We start from the raw sequence: 17,302 nt of genomic DNA, 5'->3' as shown, positions 1-17,302 counted from the left end.
CTGTTCGGTTGCAGTATCCCCCGGGTTCACCGGTCCACCCACCGCCCGGCGGTCCCCGTGGATTCAGTCACCTTCGCTTGCGGCCGCGCCCGGCCCGGCCTCGCCGTCGCGGGCCTGCCGGGCCGCGTCCGCCGCCGCCGTGCCGGCCCGCTTGCGCAGCACCCAGCCCTCCACGTTGCGCTGCTGACCGCGCGCCACCGCCATCGCGCCCGGCGGCACGTCACCGGTGATCACCGAACCGGCCGCGGTGTACGCGCCGTCGCCCACCCGCACCGGGGCCACGAACATGTTGTCCGCACCGGTACGCGCGTGACTGCCGATCGTGGTGTGGTGCTTGTGCACCCCGTCGTAGTTGACGAACACCGTGGCGGCGCCGATGTTGCTGTGGTCGCCGATCGTCGCGTCCCCCACGTACGACAGGTGGGGCACCTTCGAGCCCTCACCGATCGTCGCCTTCTTGGTCTCCACGAACGTGCCGACCTTCGCCTTGCGGGCCAGCCGCGACTCCGGCCGCAGGTACGCGTACGGGCCGACGCTGGCCTGCGGGCCCACCTCGGCGCCCACCGCGTGGCTGCGCACCACGCTCGCGCCCTCGCCCACCGTGGTGTCGACGAGCGTGGTGTCCGGGCCGACCGACGCGCCCGCGCCCACCGTGGTGGCGCCCCGCAACTGGGTGTTCTGGTCGACCACCGCGTCCCGCTCCAGCGTCACCGTCACGTCGATCCAGGTGGTGTGCGGGTCGAGGAGGCTCACGCCGGTACGCATCCAGCCCTCGTTGACCCGGTCGCGCAGCAGCCGGCGCAGCCCGGCCAGCTCCACCCGGTCGTTGCAGCCCAGCGTCTCCACGTGGTCGGCCGCCCGGTGCACCGCCACCGGCTCGCCCGCGTCCCGGAGCAGCGCGAAGACGTCGGTGAGGTACTCCTCGCCCTGGTCGTTGTCGGTGGAGAGCTTGCCCAGCGCCTCCCGGAGCCGGACCGCGTCGAACGCGTAGATGCCCGCGTTGATCTCCCGCAGCGCGCGCTGCTGCGGCGTGGCGTCGCGCTCCTCGACGATCTGCGCCAGCCGGCCGTCCGTGTCCCGCACGATCCGGCCCAGGCCGGTCGGGTCCGGCACCTCGGCGGCCAGCACGGTCGCCGCGGCGACGGCGTCCTCGTGCGCCTCGACCAGGGCCGCGACGGTCTCCGGCCGCAGCAGCGGCACGTCGCCGTTGATCACCACGACGGTGCCGGCCGCGTCCGGCACCGCGTCCAGCGCGATGCGGACCGCGTGCCCGGTGCCGAGCTGGCGCTCCTGGAGCACCGGCGTGGCGGCCGGGGCCACCTCGGTCAGGTGCGCCCGCACCTGGTCGGCGCCGTGGCCGACCACCACCACGGTGCGGTCCGCGCCGAGCGGCCCGGCCGCGGCCAGGACGTGACCGAGCAGGGTACGGCCGAGCAAGGGGTGCAGCACCTTGGGCAGGGACGACTTCATCCGCTTGCCCTCACCAGCGGCGAGCACGACAACGGTGCGGAGGTGGGGCTGGGACACGACGTGCTCCCGTCGGGACGGCGACAGTCTCGCGGTCATGCTAACCAGAGCAGCGGGCAGCTTGCCGCGTACCCCACGAAGGGCACCTATACCTGAAACTGCTCGGCCGCCAGGATTCGAACCTGAAACACAAGAACCAAAATCTTGGGTGTTGCCAGTTACACCACGGCCGAAGGGAACCTCGACAGCTTACCGGGTCTCGCTAGCCCTCGGATGCCTCGGATCGGGCGCCGTGCCGTGCGGTCGCCATCGCCGCCCCGGCCTCTCCGGGCCGGCGCCGGCCGTTCATTCGTCGCGCCTTCCCGTCACCGCGTCCCCGATCCCGGCGATCAGGCCCTCGACACGCCAGTAGAGCTGCCGGCTGCGCGGAACGGTGATCACCAGGCAACCCCGGTAGCTCTCGCCGCTGTTCCGCCGCACCGTTTTCGGGCTGTGCCGTTTGAGCGTCGCTCGGGTGAACCGCTCCGGCGGAAGCCGCAGCCGCTCCGCCCACCAGCGCTCGGTCGCCTCGACCTCACCGGACTCGTGGATGAGCAGTCGGTAGCTCGCCGTCTCGCGGTTGACCCCGCAGGCGGCGAGAAACGCCAGGAACAGCGCGAGCAACAGGGGGTCGCTGTTGACGAACTCCAGCCGATCCTGTGATCGCCACGGCTTCGACTTGCTTCCCTCGCACCAGTAGATCGCCGCGCCCAGCATCAGCAGATCCCGCTCGCCGAGGCCACCCACCGCCGCCGCGGCCCGGGCCTGCACGGCAGCCTGCTCCGCGTCCCGCGCCTCCCGGTGGGCGCCCCAACGCGCATCCGTCATCACCTTCGCGTGCGCCCGCCGCCGCTCGGCCGTCGCGGCGTCCGGGTTCAGCGGCAGGTGCCGCACCCACTGGTAGACGGTGGACTTCGCCACGCCGAGCCGCACCGCGATCTGGTTGACCGAGCACCCGGTCGCGCGCAGCCTGAGCGCCTCGGCGCGGGCGTCGTCCCGGGCCCGGGGGCGGCGGGTCCACTTCGGCGGCGGCACGCCGCGCAGCAACGCGTACGCCCGGTTGCGGCCGATGCCGAGCCGGGCCCGAATCTCCACGACGGAGAGGTGTTCCTCGACGCGCAGCCGGCGCGCCTCTGCCGCGAGCGGATCGGTCACCACCCCAACCTAGAACAGGTGTACGACAAGCGGTCGCCGGTCGGCCGGCGCGGACCGCGCCTGGCAGGATGGGGTGGGTGACCGACGTTCCCGGCAGCGACAGTGCTCGCCGGCGGGCCGTCCCGGCGGCCAAGCCCCGGGTACGGATGTCCGCGGCGCAGCGGCGCGAGCAGTTGATCTCGATCGCCCGGCAGATCTTCGCCGAGCGCGGGTTCGACGCCACCTCGATCGAGGAGGTGGCGTCGCGGGCCAAGGTCTCCAAGCCGGTGGTCTACGAGCACTTCGGCGGCAAGGAGGGGCTCTACGCGGTGGTGGTGGACCGGGAGGTCCGCTCGCTGCTGGACCGGATCACCACGGCGCTGACCGCGGGCCATCCGCGCGAACTGCTGGAGCAGGCCGCGTTGACGCTGCTGACCTACATCGAGGAGGAGACCAGCGGCTTCCGGGTGCTGGTCCGGGAGTCGCCGCTGATGTCGGCGACCGGCAACTTCAGCAGCGTGATGAACGACGTCGCGCACCAGGTGGAGCACATTCTCGGCGCGGAGTTCTCCAGCCGGGGGTACGACCCGAAGCTGGCGGAGCTCTACTCGCAGGCGCTGGTGGGCATGGTGGCGTTGACCGGGCGCTGGTGGCTGGAGGTGCGCAGGCCGCGCAAGGAGACGGTGGCGGCGCACCTGGTGAACCTGGCCTGGAACGGCCTGTCGCACCTGGAGTCGAAACCGGGGCCGATCCAGGGTTAGCGGTTGCCCTCGGCGAGCGGGTGGTAGCGGCGGCGGCGCTCCTCCTCGGCGTGCTCGGGCGGCCCGACCTTGTCGTAGAGCCCGGTGGCGAGCAGGATCAGCCCGAACAGCAGCGACACGATGACGGTGGACATCGAGAAGTTCAGGAAGTTCGCCGAGGTCTGGAGCACGGCCATCATCAGGATGCCGGTGACCAGGAAGACCGCGCCGGCGGTGAGGTTCATGTAGTGCCCGAGGTTGTTCCGGCGGGACGCGCCGATGATCAGGACCGCGCCGAAGACCACCGAGACCAGCGAGAAGGCCAGGTTGGTGCGCAGCCCGAGGGCGTAGGTGTCCTGCCGGCTGAACAGCCCGTCGCCCCAGGTCTCGAACACCCCCCAGACACCGAAGGCCAGGATGTAGAGGCCGATCAGCCCGGACAGCACCCGGTAGAGCGGTCGCGCGGGGTGGTTCACCGGGAAGTGCGCCATGGTGCCCTCCAGCCGTGGAGACTGATTCGGGGCAATTGTCCCCCGGGGCGTCCGGTTCCGTACCGGGAAACGCCGAAGGCCCGGCGCGGACGCCGGGCCTTCGGGGTGGATCGGATCAGAGCACCAGGCGGGCCTTCTGCCAGGCCTCGTGCTCGTCGTCGGTGCCGACCTTGCCGTACATGCCGGCCACCAGCAGGACCAGCGACAGCGTCAGGACCACGATCACGGTCACGATCGAGAAGTTGAGGAGGTTGGCGTCCGTCTGGAGGAACGCCAGCGCGGCCAGGCCGATGACCATGAGCGTGTACGCCAGCCACTGGTTGACCGCCACGTCGAGGTTGCGGCCGATCGCGGTGCCGACCAGGATCACCACCCCGATCAGGATCGACAGCAGCGAGAAGCCCATGTTGGTGCCCTGACCGAGCACCCTGGTGTCGTCCTGGGCGAAGAAGTCGTTGCCGGCGCTGGCGATGATGCCGAGGCCGCCGAAGACGACGAAGTACAGACCAACGAGCCCGCCGATCGCCCGGTAGATCGGCCGCGCGGGGTGGTTGACGGGGGTGTGGGCCATCTCAGCGTCTCCAAGACCGTTCGGATGAGGGTTCCTCGGTGATTGTCCCGTACGGCGGTCAGTGACGCCGCACACCCCCCACGCCTCAGCCGGCGGGCAGCTCCTCGGCCAGCGCCAACCAGGTCTCCTCGGTGCGGTCCCGCTCGGCCCGCACCTCCTTGAGCTGGGCGTCCAGCTCGGCGACGCGGGCGTAGTCGGTGGCGTTGGCGGCGAGTTGCTCGTGCAGGCCCGCCTCCTTCTGTTCGAGCTTGGCGATCTGCCGTTCCAGCCGGTTGAGTTCCTTCTTCGCGGTGCGTACCTCGGCGGCGGACATGCCGTCGCGGGCCGGCGCGGCCGTGCCCGGGGTGAGGTCGGCGGGCGCCGGGCCACCGGCCGCGGCGGCCCGGGCCAGGTACTCGTCGATGCCGCCGGGCAGGTGCACGAGTCGCCCGTCGCCGAACATGCCGTACGCGACGTCGGTGACCCGCTCGATCAGGTAGCGGTCGTGGCTGGCCACCACGATGGTGCCGGGCCACGAGTCGAGCAGGTCCTCCAGCGCGGCGAGCGTGTCGGTGTCCAGGTCGTTGGTGGGCTCGTCGAACAGCAGCACGTTGGGCTCGCCGGCCAGCAGGCGCAGCATCTGGAGGCGGCGGCGCTCGCCGCCGGACAGGTCGCTCACCGGCGTCCAGAGCCGCCGGTCGTCGAAGCCGAACATCTCGGCGAGCTGGGACGCGCTGATCTCCCGGTCGCCGAACTGCACCCGGCGGGCCACCTCCTCGACGGCTTCCAGCACGCGCAGGTGGCCGGGGAGTTCGGCGAGTTCCTGGGAGAGGAACGCCGGCCGCACGGTCTGCCCGGCGGCGAAGCGCCCGCCGTCGGCGCCCGTCACGCCGGCGAGCAGCCGCAGCAGCGTGGTCTTGCCGGCGCCGTTGCGGCCGAGGATCGCGATCCGGTCACCGGGGCCGACCTGCCAGGTGGTGTCGCGCAGGATCTCCTTCGGGCCGGCGTGCAGGGTGACGTGCTCCAGGTCGTACACCTGCTTGCCGAGCCGGGCGGTGGCGAGCCGTTGCAGCGACATGGTGTCGCGCGGTTCCGGCACGTCGGCGATGAGCGCGTTCGCGGCGTCGATGCGGAACTTGGGCTTGGAGGTCCGCGCCGGCGGGCCCCGCCGCAGCCAGGCGATCTCCTTGCGGAGCAGGTTCTGCCGGCGGGCCTCGGTGGCGGCGGCGACCCGCTGCCGCTCGACGCGGGCCAGCGTCCACGCGGCGAAGCCGCCCTCGTACGCCCGGACGGTCCGGTCGGCGACCTCCCAGGTGGTGGTGCAGACGGCGTCGAGGAACCAGCGGTCGTGGGTGACCACCACCAGCGCGCCCTTGCGGGTAACCAGGTGCCGGGCCAGCCAGTCGACGCCACCGACGTCGAGGTGGTTGGTGGGCTCGTCGAGGACGAGCAGGTCGGCGTCGCGGACCAGCAGCGCGGCGAGCGCGACCCGGCGGCGCTCCCCGCCGGACATGGTGCCGACCGCGGCGTCGAGGCCGAGGTGGGGCATGCCGAGGCCGTCGAGGATGGCCCGGACGCCGGCGTCGCCGGCCCACTCGTGCTCGGCGCCCATGCTCTCGCCGAGCCACGCGGTGCCGAGCACGACATCCCGCACGGTGAGGTCTCCGGCCAGGTCGAGGCGCTGCGGCAGCCAGGCGACCCGCAGGTCGCGGCGGTGGGTGACCCGGCCGTCGTCGGGCTCCTCGGTGCGGGTGAGCATCCGCAGCAGCGTCGACTTGCCGGCGCCGTTGAGACCGACCACGCCGATCCGGTCGGCGTCGTCGAGGCCGAGCGAGACGTCGGTGAGCAGCGGCCCGGCGGCGCCGTACCCCTTGGACACCCGGTCCAGGTTGACGATGTTGGCCACTGGTTCACCTTTCACACGACTCAGGCGCCCCGGGGTCCGGGACGCCTGAGTCAAGGGTACGGGGCGTCAGACGATGCGGGCGCCGTGCACGGGCCCGTGCGCGACCCGTGCCTCCCGGCACACTCCGGCGGCGGTCAGCTCGTCGGCGATCCGCTCCGCGTCGGCGGCGTCGGCGGCGAGGAACACGCAGGTGGGCCCGGAGCCGGAGACGATGCCGGCGAGCGCGCCGGCGGCCTCGCCGGCCTTGAGCGTCCCGGCCAGCGCCGGGCGCATGGCCAGCGCGGCGTCCTGGAGGTCGTTGCCGAGCGTGGCGGCGAGCACCCGCGGGTCCCGTTGGCGCAGCGCGCCGAGCAGCGCGTCGGTGCTGCCCAGCGGCGTGCCGGCGGCCCCGGTGTCGCGCAGCCGGTCCAGTTCACGGTAGGCGGCCGGGGTGGAGAGGCCGCCGTCGGCGATGGCCACCACCCAGTGCCAGGAGGTGGGGCGCGCCAGCACCGGGCTGACCGCCTCGCCCCGGCCGGTGCCGAGCGCGGTGCCGCCGTGGATCAGGAACGGCACGTCGGAGCCGAGGTCGGCGGCGATGCCGGCCAGTTCGTCGCGGGACAGGCCGGTGCCCCAGAGCGCGTCGCAGGCGACCAGCGCGGCGGCGGCGTCGGCGCTGCCGCCGGCCAGCCCGCCGGCGAGCGGGATGTGCTTGCGCAGGTGCAGGCGGGCGTGCGGGGCGACCCCGGCGTAGCCGGCGAGGGCGTGCGCGGCGCGCAGCACCAGGTTGGTGTCGTCCAGGGCCAGCTCGCCGGCGCCCTCGCCCTCCATGGTGAGCGCGAGCGTGTCGCCGCGGCGGGCGGTCAGCTCGTCGTAGATGGAGATCGCGTGGTAGACGGTGTTCAGCTCGTGGTAGCCGTCCCGCCGCAGGGGCCCCACCCCGAGGTGCAGGTTGACCTTGGCGGGCACCCGCACCCTGACCGGGCCGCTGGAGCCGCGCCGCTGCCCGTCCTCGTCCTCCGGTCGCCAGGCCTCGGTCACCGGGACAGCTCCCGTGGGCGCAGGCGGGTGTCGAACGGCTTCTGCACGGTCAGCTCCTCGGCGGGGTCGGGCAACGGCGCCAGCCTACTGGGCCCCGGCGGAGCCGTCCGGGGCCGACGCGGCGATGGCGGCGAACTGCTCGACGGTGAGCGACTCGCCGCGGGCGCCCGGGTCCACGCCGGCGGCGGTGAGCGCGGCGGCGGCCCGGTCCGCGCCGCCGGCCCAGCCGGCCAGCGCGGCGCGCAGCGTCTTGCGGCGCTGGGCGAACGCGGCGTCGACCACCGCGAAGACCGCCCTGCGGGGTACCTCGGGCCGGGGCGGCTCGCGGCGGGTGAACGCGACCAGTCCGGAGTCGACGTTGGGCACCGGCCAGAACACGTTCGGCGGGACCTTGCCGGCGGCGCGGGCGCGGGCGTACCAGGCGAGCTTGACCGAGGGGATGCCGTACACCTTGGAGCCGGGACCGGCGACGAGCCGGTCGGCGACCTCCTTCTGCACCATCACCAGGCCGTGCCGCAGCGTGGGCAGCTCGGCGAGCAGGTGCAGCACCACCGGCACCGCCACGTTGTAGGGCAGGTTCGCCACCAGCGCGGTGGGGGCCGGGTCGCCCAGGTCGGCGGCGGTGATCCGCAGCGCGTCGGCCTGGTGCACGGTGAGCCGGGCGGCGTCCGGGCCGGCGAACCGGTCGGCGGTGCCGGGCAGCGCGGCGGCGAGCGCCGGGTCGAGTTCCACGGCGTGCACGTGCGCGGCGACCGGCAGCAGCGCCAGGGTGAGCGAGCCGAGCCCGGGGCCGACCTCCAGCGCCACGTCGTCCGGGGCCAGCCCGGCGGTGGTGACGATCCGGCGCACCGTGTTCGGGTCGTGCACGAAGTTCTGGCCGAGCTTCTTGGTCGGCGTGACGCCGAGCCGCGCGGCGAGTTCCCGGATCTCCGCCGGGCCGAGGAGTCCGGTCACGCCCCGTAGCGTAATTGCCCACCCATTCGTGAAAGGAGGGGCCCCTTCTTAACGCCTGGCGTCAAGAAGGGGCCCCTCCTTGACGCCACGGGCCGAAGGCGCGCTCACCGTTGGTCGACAGCGCGGCGCAGAGTTCGTCCAGGTCGGTGCCGGTGGTGTCGGCCAGGAACCGGACCGTCAGCGGAATCAGGTACGACGCGTTCGGCCGGCCCCGGTACGGCATCGGCGTCAGGTACGGCGCGTCGGTCTCCACCAGCATCTGATCCGGCGGGGTGACGGCGGCGGCCTCGCGCAGCGCGGCGGCGCTGCCGAACGTGACCGTGCCGGCGAAGCTGAGCAGGTGGCCCCGGCGCACGCACGCGCGGGCGAAGTCGGCGTCGCCGGAGAAGCAGTGCATCACCACGGTCTCCGGGGCGCCCTCGTCGTCGAGGATGCGCAGCACGTCGGCGTGCGCGTCGCGGTCGTGGATGACGAGCGCCTTGCGGTGGCGCTTGGCGATGGCGATGTGCGCCCGGAAGCTCTCCTCCTGCGCGGCCCGGCCCGCCTCGCCGGTGCGGAAGAAGTCCATCCCGGTCTCGCCGATCCCACGGACCCGGTCCCGCCCGGCCAGCGCCTCGATCCGGCGCAGCGCCTCGTCCAGGTCGGCGAGGCGGGGCGCCTCGTTGGGGTGCAGCGCCACGGTGGCCAGCACCGCGGCGTACCGGTCGGCGACGTCGGCGCCCCACTCGGACGACGCGATGTCCACGCCGACCTGGACGAGCCGGTCCACGCCGGCGTCGACGGCGACCGCGAGCGCGGCGGCGACCCGGTCGCCGTCGCCCGCGCCGCCCGGGGAGGAGCCACCGTCCCCGCCGGGGGGTGCGCCGTACTCGCCGACGGTGATGTCGAGGTGGGTGTGGCTGTCCGGTACGGGCGCCGGCAGCGGCTCGGGGGCGGGTGGGAACTCGCCGGCCCGGCGGGCGGCGCGCTGCTTGCGGGTCTCGGTCTGCTCGGTCATCGCGGCCAGCATCACACACCCGCGCCGGGCCGCGTTCCCGGACCGCCACCGGCCGTTCACACGCCCCACATCTGGCCGGCCTAGCGTCCCGGAAATGACCGTCACGGACCGTACCGGCGGCGCCGCCTCCGAGCGGACCGGGCTGCGCGTGGCGTACGACGGGCGCGTGCACCCGGCCGAGGAGCTCGCCCGGGGCGCGGCGTACGAGCTGTTCAGCGCCGACGAGGTGCCCGGCTTCGAGTGGTGTCCCCGGCCGGGTGGCGGCCTGCCCTGGCGGAAGTTCGTGCACGCGACCGAGGTGGACGCGGTGCACGGGGCGGCCGAGCCGACCGAGGAGCCCGACTCGCCGCTGCTGATGCCGGTGCACCGGGACCGGGGCTGGGCGTACGTGCACCAGCTCAGCCAGCGGCCGGCGGCGGCGGGCGACCCGACGCTGGCCGCGGTGCGGGCGTCGGCGGTGATCCGGCCGGGCACCCGGATGGTGAAGGTGCTCTCCGCCCGGCAGCTCGCCGGTTACGTGCGGGGCTGGTTGCCGCACGGCTTCTGCTACCGGGAGCACGACGTGGCGCACCTGCGGACGCCGGCGGGGCTGGCGGTGCTGCGCGGCGACTCCGAGGGCGGCGACGTGGCGTACGCGTTGCGGTGGCGGGCCGCCGACCCGGCCGACTACGACGTCCCGGTCGGCCCGGCGCACCGCGGGCTGACCGCCCTGCCGCCCCGGGACCGGATCGGGCCGCCGGTGCTGGGCACCGGGTTCGTGCCGAGCGACGGGCAGCTCGTCCCGGAGTTCGTCACCCGGGACTTCGCCGACCTGCCGGTGCCGGCCAACGCCACGCTGCTCGCCTACCCGGCGGAGGGGGTGGAGGTGGTGCTCTACACCTATCAGGCGGAGCAGCGCGGCTGGTTGCGGCTGGCCGGTCCGCAGTGGCGGCACCTGCTGGCCGCGGTGCCCGGCCTCGCCGCCGACCAGGAGTACGTGCCGACCGGCGACGCGCCGCGCTCGACCCGGCTGGTCGGCGCGTACGCCGGGGCCGAGTACGAGGCGGTGGCCGACCAGCCGGGCGGGTTCCGGGTGCTGGCGATGACCCGGGCGGCCCGCTATCCGGTGGACGCGGCGGCCCGGCGGCTGCGGACGGCCGTGTGGCGCGGGGTGCCCTGTCTGGTGCTGCGGGAGGAGGCGGGCTGGCTGCGGTTGCGGCTGCGTCGTCCGGATCCGGACGCGGTGGCGGTGACCGGGGCGCAGTGTCACGAACGGGGCGTCTACGAGGTGTGGGCGCCGGGTGGCGAGCTGACCGAGGACCGGGTGGTGGACCTGCCGTACCCGCGCCGCGACGCATAGCCGGCGGCGGGTCGGGAAGTCGTGGGCGTCCGAGACCCACGCGAGGGGGAATTCCGACATGCCTTTCGTCACCGTCGGTACGGAGAACTCCGCACCCATCGACCTGTACTACGAGGATCACGGTTCCGGTCAGCCGATCGTGCTGATCCACGGTTTCCCGTTCAACGGGGCGACCTGGGAGAAGATGAGCGGTCCGCTGCTCGCCGCCGGGTACCGGGTGATCACGTACGACCGGCGCGGGTACGGCAGTTCCGCGCAGCCGGCGTTCGGCTACGACTACGACACGTTCGCCGCCGACCTGGACGTGCTGATGACCGAGCTGGACCTGCGGGACGCGATCCTGGTCGGGCACTCGATGGGTACCGGCGAGGTCACCCGCTACCTGGGCGCGTACGGGTCGGACCGGGTGTCGCGGGCGGTGGTGATGGCCCCGTTGGCGCCGTTCCTGCTGAAGACCGCCGACAATCCGGAGGGCGTCGAGAAGAGCCTGTTCGACGGGTTCCAGCAGGCGATCATCCAGGACCGGTTCGCCTACCTGACGCAGTTCTGCGACGCGTTCTTCAACGCCAGCGAGAACAAGGGCAAGCTGGTCAGCGACGAGGCGTACCACGCGCACTGGCAGATCGGCGCGCAGGCGTCCGCGAAGGGCACCCACGACTCGGTGGACGCCTGGCAGACCGACTTCCGCGGCGACCTGCCGAACATCAAGATCCCGGTGCTGATCATCCAGGGCGACAAGGACATGGTGCTGCCGTACCCGAAGACGGGTCAGCGGCTGGTGAACATGCTGTCCGACGCCAAGCTGGTCACGCTGAAGGGCGCCCCGCACGGCACGCCGTGGACCCATCCGACCGAGGTCAACAACGCGATCATGGAGTTCATCGGCAAGCCGAGCATGGCCCGGGCCTGACCCCGGACGGCAGGCGGCCCCGGGGTCTCCCCCGGGGCCGCTGTCGCGTCGGTGGTCAGCCGGCGAGGCGGGCCAGTTCCTCGTCGACGATGGACGGGTCGAGCTTGCGGAACACCGGCTTGGGCGCCGCGAGCGGCCGGCCCGCCTCCAGGGGTACGGACTCCCAGCGCGCCCCGACCGTGTAGTCGCCGGTCAGCACCGGGTACGCCGGGCCGCCGTCGAGGTCGTCGACCTCCTCGATCACCGGCATCGGCGCGTGCGTGCCGGTGCCGCCGAGCAGCTCGTGGATCTTCTGGGCGGAGTGCGGCAGGAACGGGGTGAGCAGCGTGTTGGCGTCGCTGACCACCTGGAGCGCGACGTGCAGGATGGTGCCCATCCGCGGTTTGTCGTCGTCGCCCTTGAGCTTCCAGGGCGCCTGCTCGGACAGATACTTGTTGGCCTCGGCGACCACCTTCATGGCCTCGCCGATGGCCTGCTTCTGCCGGTGCCGGGCGATCAGGTCGCCGACGGTGGCGAAGCCGGCCGCCGCGACGTCGAGCAGCGCCCGGTCGGCGTCGGTGAGCCCGGCCGGGTCGACCGGCGGGATCGCGCCGAAGTTCTTCGCCGCCATCGACACGGACCGGTTGACCAGGTTGCCCCAGCCGGCGACCAGCTCGTCGTTGTTGCGGCGGAGGAACTCCGCCCAGGTGAAGTCCGTGTCGTTGCTCTCCGGGCCGGCCACCGCGATGAAGTAGCGCAGCGCGTCGGCGTCGTAGCGCTCCAGGAAGTCCCGGACGTAGATGACGACCTTGCGGGAGGAGGAGAACTTCCGCCCCTCCATGGTGAGGTATTCGCTGGAGACGACCTCGGTGGGCAGGTTGAGCCGGCCCAGCCGGCCGGGCTCGCCGTCGCGGGCGCCCTCGCCGGAGTAGCCACCGAGCAGCGCCGGCCAGATCACCGAGTGGAAGACGATGTTGTCCTTGCCCATGAAGTAGTAGCCGAGCGCGTCCTTCCCCTCGGCGTCGGCCGACCACCACTTCCGCCACGCCTCCGGGTCGCCGGTGCGGCGGGCCCACTCGATGGACGCGGACAGGTAGCCGATCACCGCGTCGAACCAGACGTAGATCCGCTTGTCGTTCCGGTCCTGCCAGCCGTCGAGCGGGATCGGCACGCCCCATTCCAGGTCCCGGGTGATGGCCCGGGGCTGGAGGTCGTCGAGCAGGTTCCGGGAGAACCGCAGCACGTTGGGCCGCCAGCCCTCCCGGGTGTCCAGCCACTGCCGCAGCGCGTCGGCGAGGGCGGGCAGGTCGAGGAAGAAGTGCTCGGTCTCCACGAACTCCGGCGTCTCGCCGTTGATCTTCGACTTGGGGTCGATCAGGTCGATCGGGTCGAGCTGGTTGCCGCAGTTGTCGCACTGGTCGCCGCGGGCGCTGTCGTAGCCGCAGATCGGGCAGGTGCCCTCGATGTAGCGGTCCGGCAGGGTGCGGCCGGTGGACGGGGAGATCGCCCCGGTGGTGACCTTCGGGACGATGTAGCCGTTGCGGTGCAGCCCGGTGAACAGCTCCTGCACCACCGCGTAGTGGTTGCGGGTGGTGGTGCGGGTGAACAGGTCGTACGACAGGCCGAGCGCCCGGAGGTCCTCGGCGATCACCCGGTTGTAGCGGTCGGCCAGCTCTCGCGCGGTGACCCCCTCGGCGTCGGCCTGCACCTGGATCGGGGTGCCGTGCTCGTCGGTGCCGGAGACCATGAGCACGTCGTGACCGGCCATCCGCATGTACCGGGCGAAGACGTCGGAGGGAACGCCGAATCCGGAGACGTGGCCGATGTGGCGCGGGCCGTTGGCGTAGGGCCAGGCGACCGCGGCGAGAACGTGACTCATGAGCGTCAAGACTAGTGATTGCCGTGGGCGCCCCGCGAACCAATAGGGCGGGCCGGCCCGGCGTACGCCCGATTTGTCGCCGACACGCGGCCTGAGCTGCCCGGCGAGCCCGCGCCGCAGGTGTGGAATGAACGGCGTGACCAGCAGACCAGCGGCGCCCGAGCCGTCCGCGTCCGCCCGGGCCGCGCCGCGCGGCACGCCGGTCGCCCCGCAGCCCCGGGTGGACCCGGTGGATCCGACGGTGGAGGTGGAGCCGACCACCGGGGCGCCCGTGGACGCCGTGCCGCGCCGGGTGCCGGTGCGGCAGCCGCGCTGGCAGCGGCGGTCGGCCCCGGCCGGCGACGAGACGACCGGCTGGGCGCCGATCGAGGAGGTGCACTGGGACGGCACGCCGCTACGCGACGAGCCGCGCCGCCGGACCGTCCGGGTCCGCGCCCGGCGGGCGCCGGCCCGCCCGGCCAACCCGCCGAACCCGCCCGCCGGGCTCGCCGTGCTGGTGACGCTGAGCCTGCTCGCCGCGTTCTTCGCCTGGGTGAGCGCCGGCCCGTTCTGGCTGGCGGTGGGGCACTCGACGGGCGGCACCGTGATGATCACCGAGTGCGCGGGCGGTGGACTCACCCAGCGCTGCCGGGGCATCTTCCAGGCCGACGGCGACCGCTTCCAGGCGCAGGGCGTACGGGTCAGCGGCGTGCCGGCCGGGCACACCGCCACCGGCAGCACGTTGCCGGCCCGGATGACCGGACCGGGCGGCGCCACCGCGTACGCGGACTCCGGCGTCGGGCGGCACCTGCGCTGGCTGCTCGGACTGGCCCTGGTGGCGGCCTGCGCCGCCGGGATCGCCCGATGGACCGGCGCGACCCGACTGGCGGACCCGCGACAGCGGCGCTGGGCGGTCGGGCTGGCGCTCACCGGCCCGCTGCTGATCACCATCGGCTTCCTCACCGCCACCTGGTGATGGTGCAAGGAGGGGGCCCCGCTTAGCGCTTCCGGTAGAGGCGGGGGCCCCGCTTAACAGCGAGGTGTTAAAAGGGGGCCCCGCCTAACCAGGCCCAGGCCCAGGCTCAGCGGTGCACGACCGCGTAGACGTCGCGGCGACGCAGCCCGTACGCGGTCGCGACCTCGGTGATCGCGTCCCGCCGGGACGCCCCGGCCGCCTCGCGCTCGGCCACCGCGGCGCGCAGCGCGTCGTCGTCGGGGCGGACCGCCGGGGTCGCCGGCGCACCGGCCACCACCATCGTGATCTCGCCACGTACGTCGCCCGCGGCGGCCCACTCGGCCAGCTCGCCCAGGGGCCGGCGGACCACTTCCTCGTAGGTCTTGGTCAGCTCGCGGCAGAGCGCGGCGGGCCGGTCCGGGCCGAACGCCTCGGCCAGGTCGGCAAGCGCCCCGGCGATCCGGTGGGTCGCCTCGAAGAGCACCAGCGTGCGCTCCTCGCCGGCCAGCGCGCGCAGCCGGGAGCGGCGGGCGCCGGGGGTGCGGGGCAGGAAGCCCTCGAAGCAGAACCGGTCGCAGGGCAGCCCGGACAGCGCCAGCGCGGTGGTGACCGCGCTCGGGCCGGGTGCGGCGGTGACCGGGACGCCGGCCTCCAGCGCGGCCCGGACCAGCCGGTAGCCGGGGTCGGAGACGCTCGGCATGCCGCCGTCGGTGACCAGCGCGACGGTGTAGCCGGCGGTGAGCACCTCGGCCAACTCCGGGGTGCGCCGCTCCTCGTTGCCCTCGAAGTAGGAGACGATCCGGCCGGGCACGGTGAGGTCGAGGTCGCGGGCCAGCCGGGTGAGCCGCCGGGTGTCCTCGGCGGCGACCACGTCGGCGGTGGCGAGCACCTCGCGGAACCGGGTGGACGCGTCGGCCGGGTTGCCCAGCGGCGCGCCGAGCAGCACCAACCGTCCCACCTCGGACATTTCCCCCACGACGTGCGCTCCTTCATCGATGGTCGTACCAATTTCGGGGACGATGGACGCCACCGGGCACCCTCGCAGCCTACGATCGCCGGGTGACGAGTGCCTCGACAGCACAGGAGCCCTCCACCACCGACCGGGCCGCCGGCTCACCGGGCGACGACGGCGGTGGCATCCCGGCCGCGGTCCGGCGTCGGCTCGCGACCGTCGACGACCATCTGGGCCGGGGGCAGGCGTGGCTGGCCACCGCCGTGGTGGTGGCGATCGCCGCGATCCTGCGCTTCGTCGGGCTCAGCCACCCGTCCGGCAAGGTCTTCGACGAGACCTACTACGCCAAGGACGCGTACGGGCTCATCGACCGGGGCGTCGAGTGGAACTACAAGGACAACGGCCCGTCGTACGTGGTCCACCCGCCGCTGGGCAAGTGGCTGATCGGGCTCGGCGAGTGGGCCTTCGGCTACCAGGACGCCGAGACCAACATCTCGGTGCCGGGGCACCTGATGACCACCACCCCGGAGTTCGGCTGGCGGTTCGGCGCGGCGGTCTGCGGCACGCTGTCGGTGCTGCTGCTGGTGCGCATCGGCCGGCGGATGTTCCGCTCCACGACGCTCGGCTGCGCGGCGGGCCTGCTGCTCGCGCTCGACGGTTTCCACCTGGTGCTGTCCCGCACCGCGATCCTCGACATCTTCCTGCTGTTGTTCGTGCTGGCCGCGTTCGGCGCGCTGGTGCTCGACCGGGACGCCCGGCGGCGACGCTGGGCCCGGGCGTTGGAGGCGGGGCTCGACCCGACGGCGCCGGGGCGCGCCGGCCGGCCGGCGTCGGGCTGGCGGAACTGGCCGTGGTGGCGACTGCTCGCCGGCGTGCTGCTCGGCGGCGCCTGTGCGGTGAAGTGGAGCGGGCTCTACTTCGTACCGGCGTTCGCGTTGCTGGTGCTGCTCTGGGAGGTCGGCGTCCGCCGGTCGGCCGGGGTCCGCCGCCCGTGGCGGGACGCCGTCCTCGACGAGCTGCCCTGGCTGCTCGCGGCCGGCGTGCTGATGGTGGTGACCTACGTGGCCACCTGGTCGGGTTGGCTGCTGAGCGACGAGGGCTACTACCGCCTGGCCGCCCGCTATCCGAACGTCGAGGGCCTGAGCGACACGCCCGTGTTCGGCGCGCTGATCAACCTGTGGGAATACCACAAGGCCGCGTACGGCTTCCACACTCAGCTCGACGACCCGCACAAGTACCAGTCCTGGCCGTGGCAGTGGCTGCTGCTGGGCCGGCCGGTGGCGTTCTCCTGGTCCGGCGACGGCAACTGCGGCGCGGCGAGCTGCGCCTCCGAGGTGCTGCTGCTGGGCACCCCGCTGCTCTGGTGGTCGTTCCTGCCGGCGCTGGCCGCGACCGTCTGGCTGGGCCTGGCCCGGCGGGACTGGCGGGCCGGGGCGATCCTGCTGAGCGCGGCGGCCGGGCTGCTGCCCTGGTTCTGGTTCGCGCTCGACGGCCGGACGATGTTCTCGTTCTACGCCGCGCCGGCGGTGCCGTTCCTGGTGCTCGCCGTGGTCTACGTGCTGGGCGCGATCGTCACCCCCGCACCGGTCACCGGCACGGCCGCGCCGCCGAGCGAGGAGCAGACCAATGACCGCCGGCTGGTCGGCGGCATCATCGTGGGCGCCTACGTGCTGCTGGTCGCGCTCTGTTTCGGCTACTTCTATCCGATCTTCGTGGGGAAGCTGCTGCCGTACGCGGACTGGTCCGCCCGGATGTGGCTGGACGGCCGCTGGATCTGACCGCGGGCCGAAACGCACGACGGCCCGGTGGAGACCTCTCCACCGGGCCGAAATGTGCTTGCGCCCACGCCGCCGATCTGCTTAGCGGCCCTGGGGCAGAAAAAAGCGCGCCCCGATCGCCTGCCACGGGGGAAGCGGGCGATTGGGGCGCGCAAGACAGAGCTTAACCACACTGCGCCGACCGCACAACGGGTGCAGCTCAGTCAGATTTCCGACCAACGCGCCACCCCCCG

The 17,302-nt window shown here is 73.4% G+C and carries 14 protein-coding genes, 1 tRNA gene and 1 pseudogene; 5 read left to right on the top strand and 11 right to left on the bottom strand.

Annotation, left to right across the window (positions count from 1 at the left end; translation table 11 throughout):
* Nucleotides 1-3: 3 nt before the first annotated feature.
* The 3 genes and pseudogenes from glmU to ACLQ2W_RS07010 all read right to left on the bottom strand — a co-directional run.
* Nucleotides 4-1,566: pseudogene (gene glmU, locus ACLQ2W_RS07020) on the bottom strand (bifunctional UDP-N-acetylglucosamine diphosphorylase/glucosamine-1-phosphate N-acetyltransferase GlmU); the annotation flags it as partial.
* Between the two features lie 62 nt (nucleotides 1,567-1,628).
* A tRNA-Gln gene (locus ACLQ2W_RS07015) sits at nucleotides 1,629-1,700 on the bottom strand.
* Nucleotides 1,701-1,812: 112 nt separating this feature from the next.
* Entirely contained in the window at nucleotides 1,813-2,661 is an 849-nt protein-coding gene (locus ACLQ2W_RS07010) for a helix-turn-helix domain-containing protein (protein WP_425785698.1), read from the bottom strand.
* A 77-nt stretch (nucleotides 2,662-2,738) separates the two neighbouring features.
* On the opposite strand from ACLQ2W_RS07010, the gene ACLQ2W_RS07005 reads away from it, so the two are divergent.
* Nucleotides 2,739-3,401 carry a TetR/AcrR family transcriptional regulator gene (locus ACLQ2W_RS07005; protein WP_107157143.1) on the top strand — a complete coding sequence of 221 codons (663 nt, stop codon included), beginning with the start codon at nucleotides 2,739-2,741 and terminating at the stop codon, nucleotides 3,399-3,401.
* Here the strand turns inward: ACLQ2W_RS07005 and ACLQ2W_RS07000 are convergent.
* From ACLQ2W_RS07000 to ACLQ2W_RS06975, 6 genes are all read right to left on the bottom strand, one after another.
* Nucleotides 3,398-3,871 carry a DUF4383 domain-containing protein gene (locus tag ACLQ2W_RS07000; protein WP_405092336.1) on the bottom strand — a complete coding sequence of 158 codons (474 nt, stop codon included), beginning with the start codon at nucleotides 3,869-3,871 and terminating at the stop codon, nucleotides 3,398-3,400. The two genes, ACLQ2W_RS07005 and ACLQ2W_RS07000, sit on opposite strands and share 4 nt — an antisense overlap.
* Nucleotides 3,872-3,986: 115 nt before the next feature.
* Nucleotides 3,987-4,442: a DUF4383 domain-containing protein gene (locus tag ACLQ2W_RS06995; RefSeq protein ID WP_425785697.1), complete on the bottom strand. Its 456-nt coding sequence runs from the start codon at nucleotides 4,440-4,442 to the stop codon at nucleotides 3,987-3,989.
* Nucleotides 4,443-4,527: 85 nt separating this feature from the next.
* Nucleotides 4,528-6,327 (bottom strand): ABC-F family ATP-binding cassette domain-containing protein, encoded by a 1,800-nt coding sequence (locus ACLQ2W_RS06990; protein WP_425785696.1) that lies wholly within the window; start codon nucleotides 6,325-6,327, stop codon nucleotides 4,528-4,530.
* Between the two features lie 66 nt (nucleotides 6,328-6,393).
* Nucleotides 6,394-7,347 carry a 4-(cytidine 5'-diphospho)-2-C-methyl-D-erythritol kinase gene (locus tag ACLQ2W_RS06985; RefSeq protein ID WP_425785695.1) on the bottom strand — a complete coding sequence of 318 codons (954 nt, stop codon included), beginning with the start codon at nucleotides 7,345-7,347 and terminating at the stop codon, nucleotides 6,394-6,396.
* 84 nt (nucleotides 7,348-7,431) lie between these two features.
* Complete coding sequence (rsmA, locus tag ACLQ2W_RS06980) at nucleotides 7,432-8,301, bottom strand: 16S rRNA (adenine(1518)-N(6)/adenine(1519)-N(6))-dimethyltransferase RsmA (protein ID WP_425785694.1); 870 nt, start codon at nucleotides 8,299-8,301, stop codon at nucleotides 7,432-7,434.
* 61 nt (nucleotides 8,302-8,362) lie between these two features.
* A complete protein-coding gene (locus ACLQ2W_RS06975) occupies nucleotides 8,363-9,310 on the bottom strand; it encodes a TatD family hydrolase (protein ID WP_425785693.1) in 948 nt (315 codons plus the stop codon).
* A gap of 82 nt (nucleotides 9,311-9,392) precedes the next feature.
* Between ACLQ2W_RS06975 and ACLQ2W_RS06970 the strand changes: the two genes are divergently transcribed.
* Both ACLQ2W_RS06970 and ACLQ2W_RS06965 read left to right on the top strand, forming a co-directional pair.
* Nucleotides 9,393-10,637: a hypothetical protein gene (locus ACLQ2W_RS06970; protein ID WP_425785692.1), complete on the top strand. Its 1,245-nt coding sequence runs from the start codon at nucleotides 9,393-9,395 to the stop codon at nucleotides 10,635-10,637.
* A gap of 58 nt (nucleotides 10,638-10,695) precedes the next feature.
* Entirely contained in the window at nucleotides 10,696-11,547 is an 852-nt protein-coding gene (locus ACLQ2W_RS06965; protein WP_425785691.1) for an alpha/beta fold hydrolase, read from the top strand.
* A gap of 55 nt (nucleotides 11,548-11,602) precedes the next feature.
* Here ACLQ2W_RS06965 and metG read toward each other — a convergent pair whose 3' ends face one another.
* A complete protein-coding gene (gene metG / locus ACLQ2W_RS06960) occupies nucleotides 11,603-13,405 on the bottom strand; it encodes a methionine--tRNA ligase (protein ID WP_425785690.1) in 1,803 nt (600 codons plus the stop codon).
* Between the two features lie 127 nt (nucleotides 13,406-13,532).
* On the opposite strand from metG, the gene ACLQ2W_RS06955 reads away from it, so the two are divergent.
* Complete coding sequence (locus tag ACLQ2W_RS06955) at nucleotides 13,533-14,360, top strand: hypothetical protein (protein ID WP_425785689.1); 828 nt, start codon at nucleotides 13,533-13,535, stop codon at nucleotides 14,358-14,360.
* 106 nt (nucleotides 14,361-14,466) lie between these two features.
* On the opposite strand, the gene rsmI is transcribed toward ACLQ2W_RS06955, so the two are convergent.
* Nucleotides 14,467-15,306, bottom strand: coding sequence for a 16S rRNA (cytidine(1402)-2'-O)-methyltransferase (gene rsmI, locus ACLQ2W_RS06950; protein ID WP_425786022.1), 840 nt, complete (start codon nucleotides 15,304-15,306; stop codon nucleotides 14,467-14,469).
* Between the two features lie 92 nt (nucleotides 15,307-15,398).
* Between rsmI and ACLQ2W_RS06945 the strand changes: the two genes are divergently transcribed.
* Complete coding sequence (locus tag ACLQ2W_RS06945; RefSeq protein ID WP_425785688.1) at nucleotides 15,399-17,069, top strand: dolichyl-phosphate-mannose--protein mannosyltransferase; 1,671 nt, start codon at nucleotides 15,399-15,401, stop codon at nucleotides 17,067-17,069.
* The last annotated feature ends 233 nt before the right edge of the window (nucleotides 17,070-17,302 follow it).

It is taken from the genome of Micromonospora sp. DT227 (assembly GCF_049841835.1).
In the GTDB taxonomy this organism is placed as follows: Bacteria; Actinomycetota; Actinomycetes; order Mycobacteriales; family Micromonosporaceae; genus Micromonospora.
The sequence above is the reverse complement of the archived record's forward strand: the minus strand, read 5'-3'. Positions and strand labels throughout refer to the sequence as shown.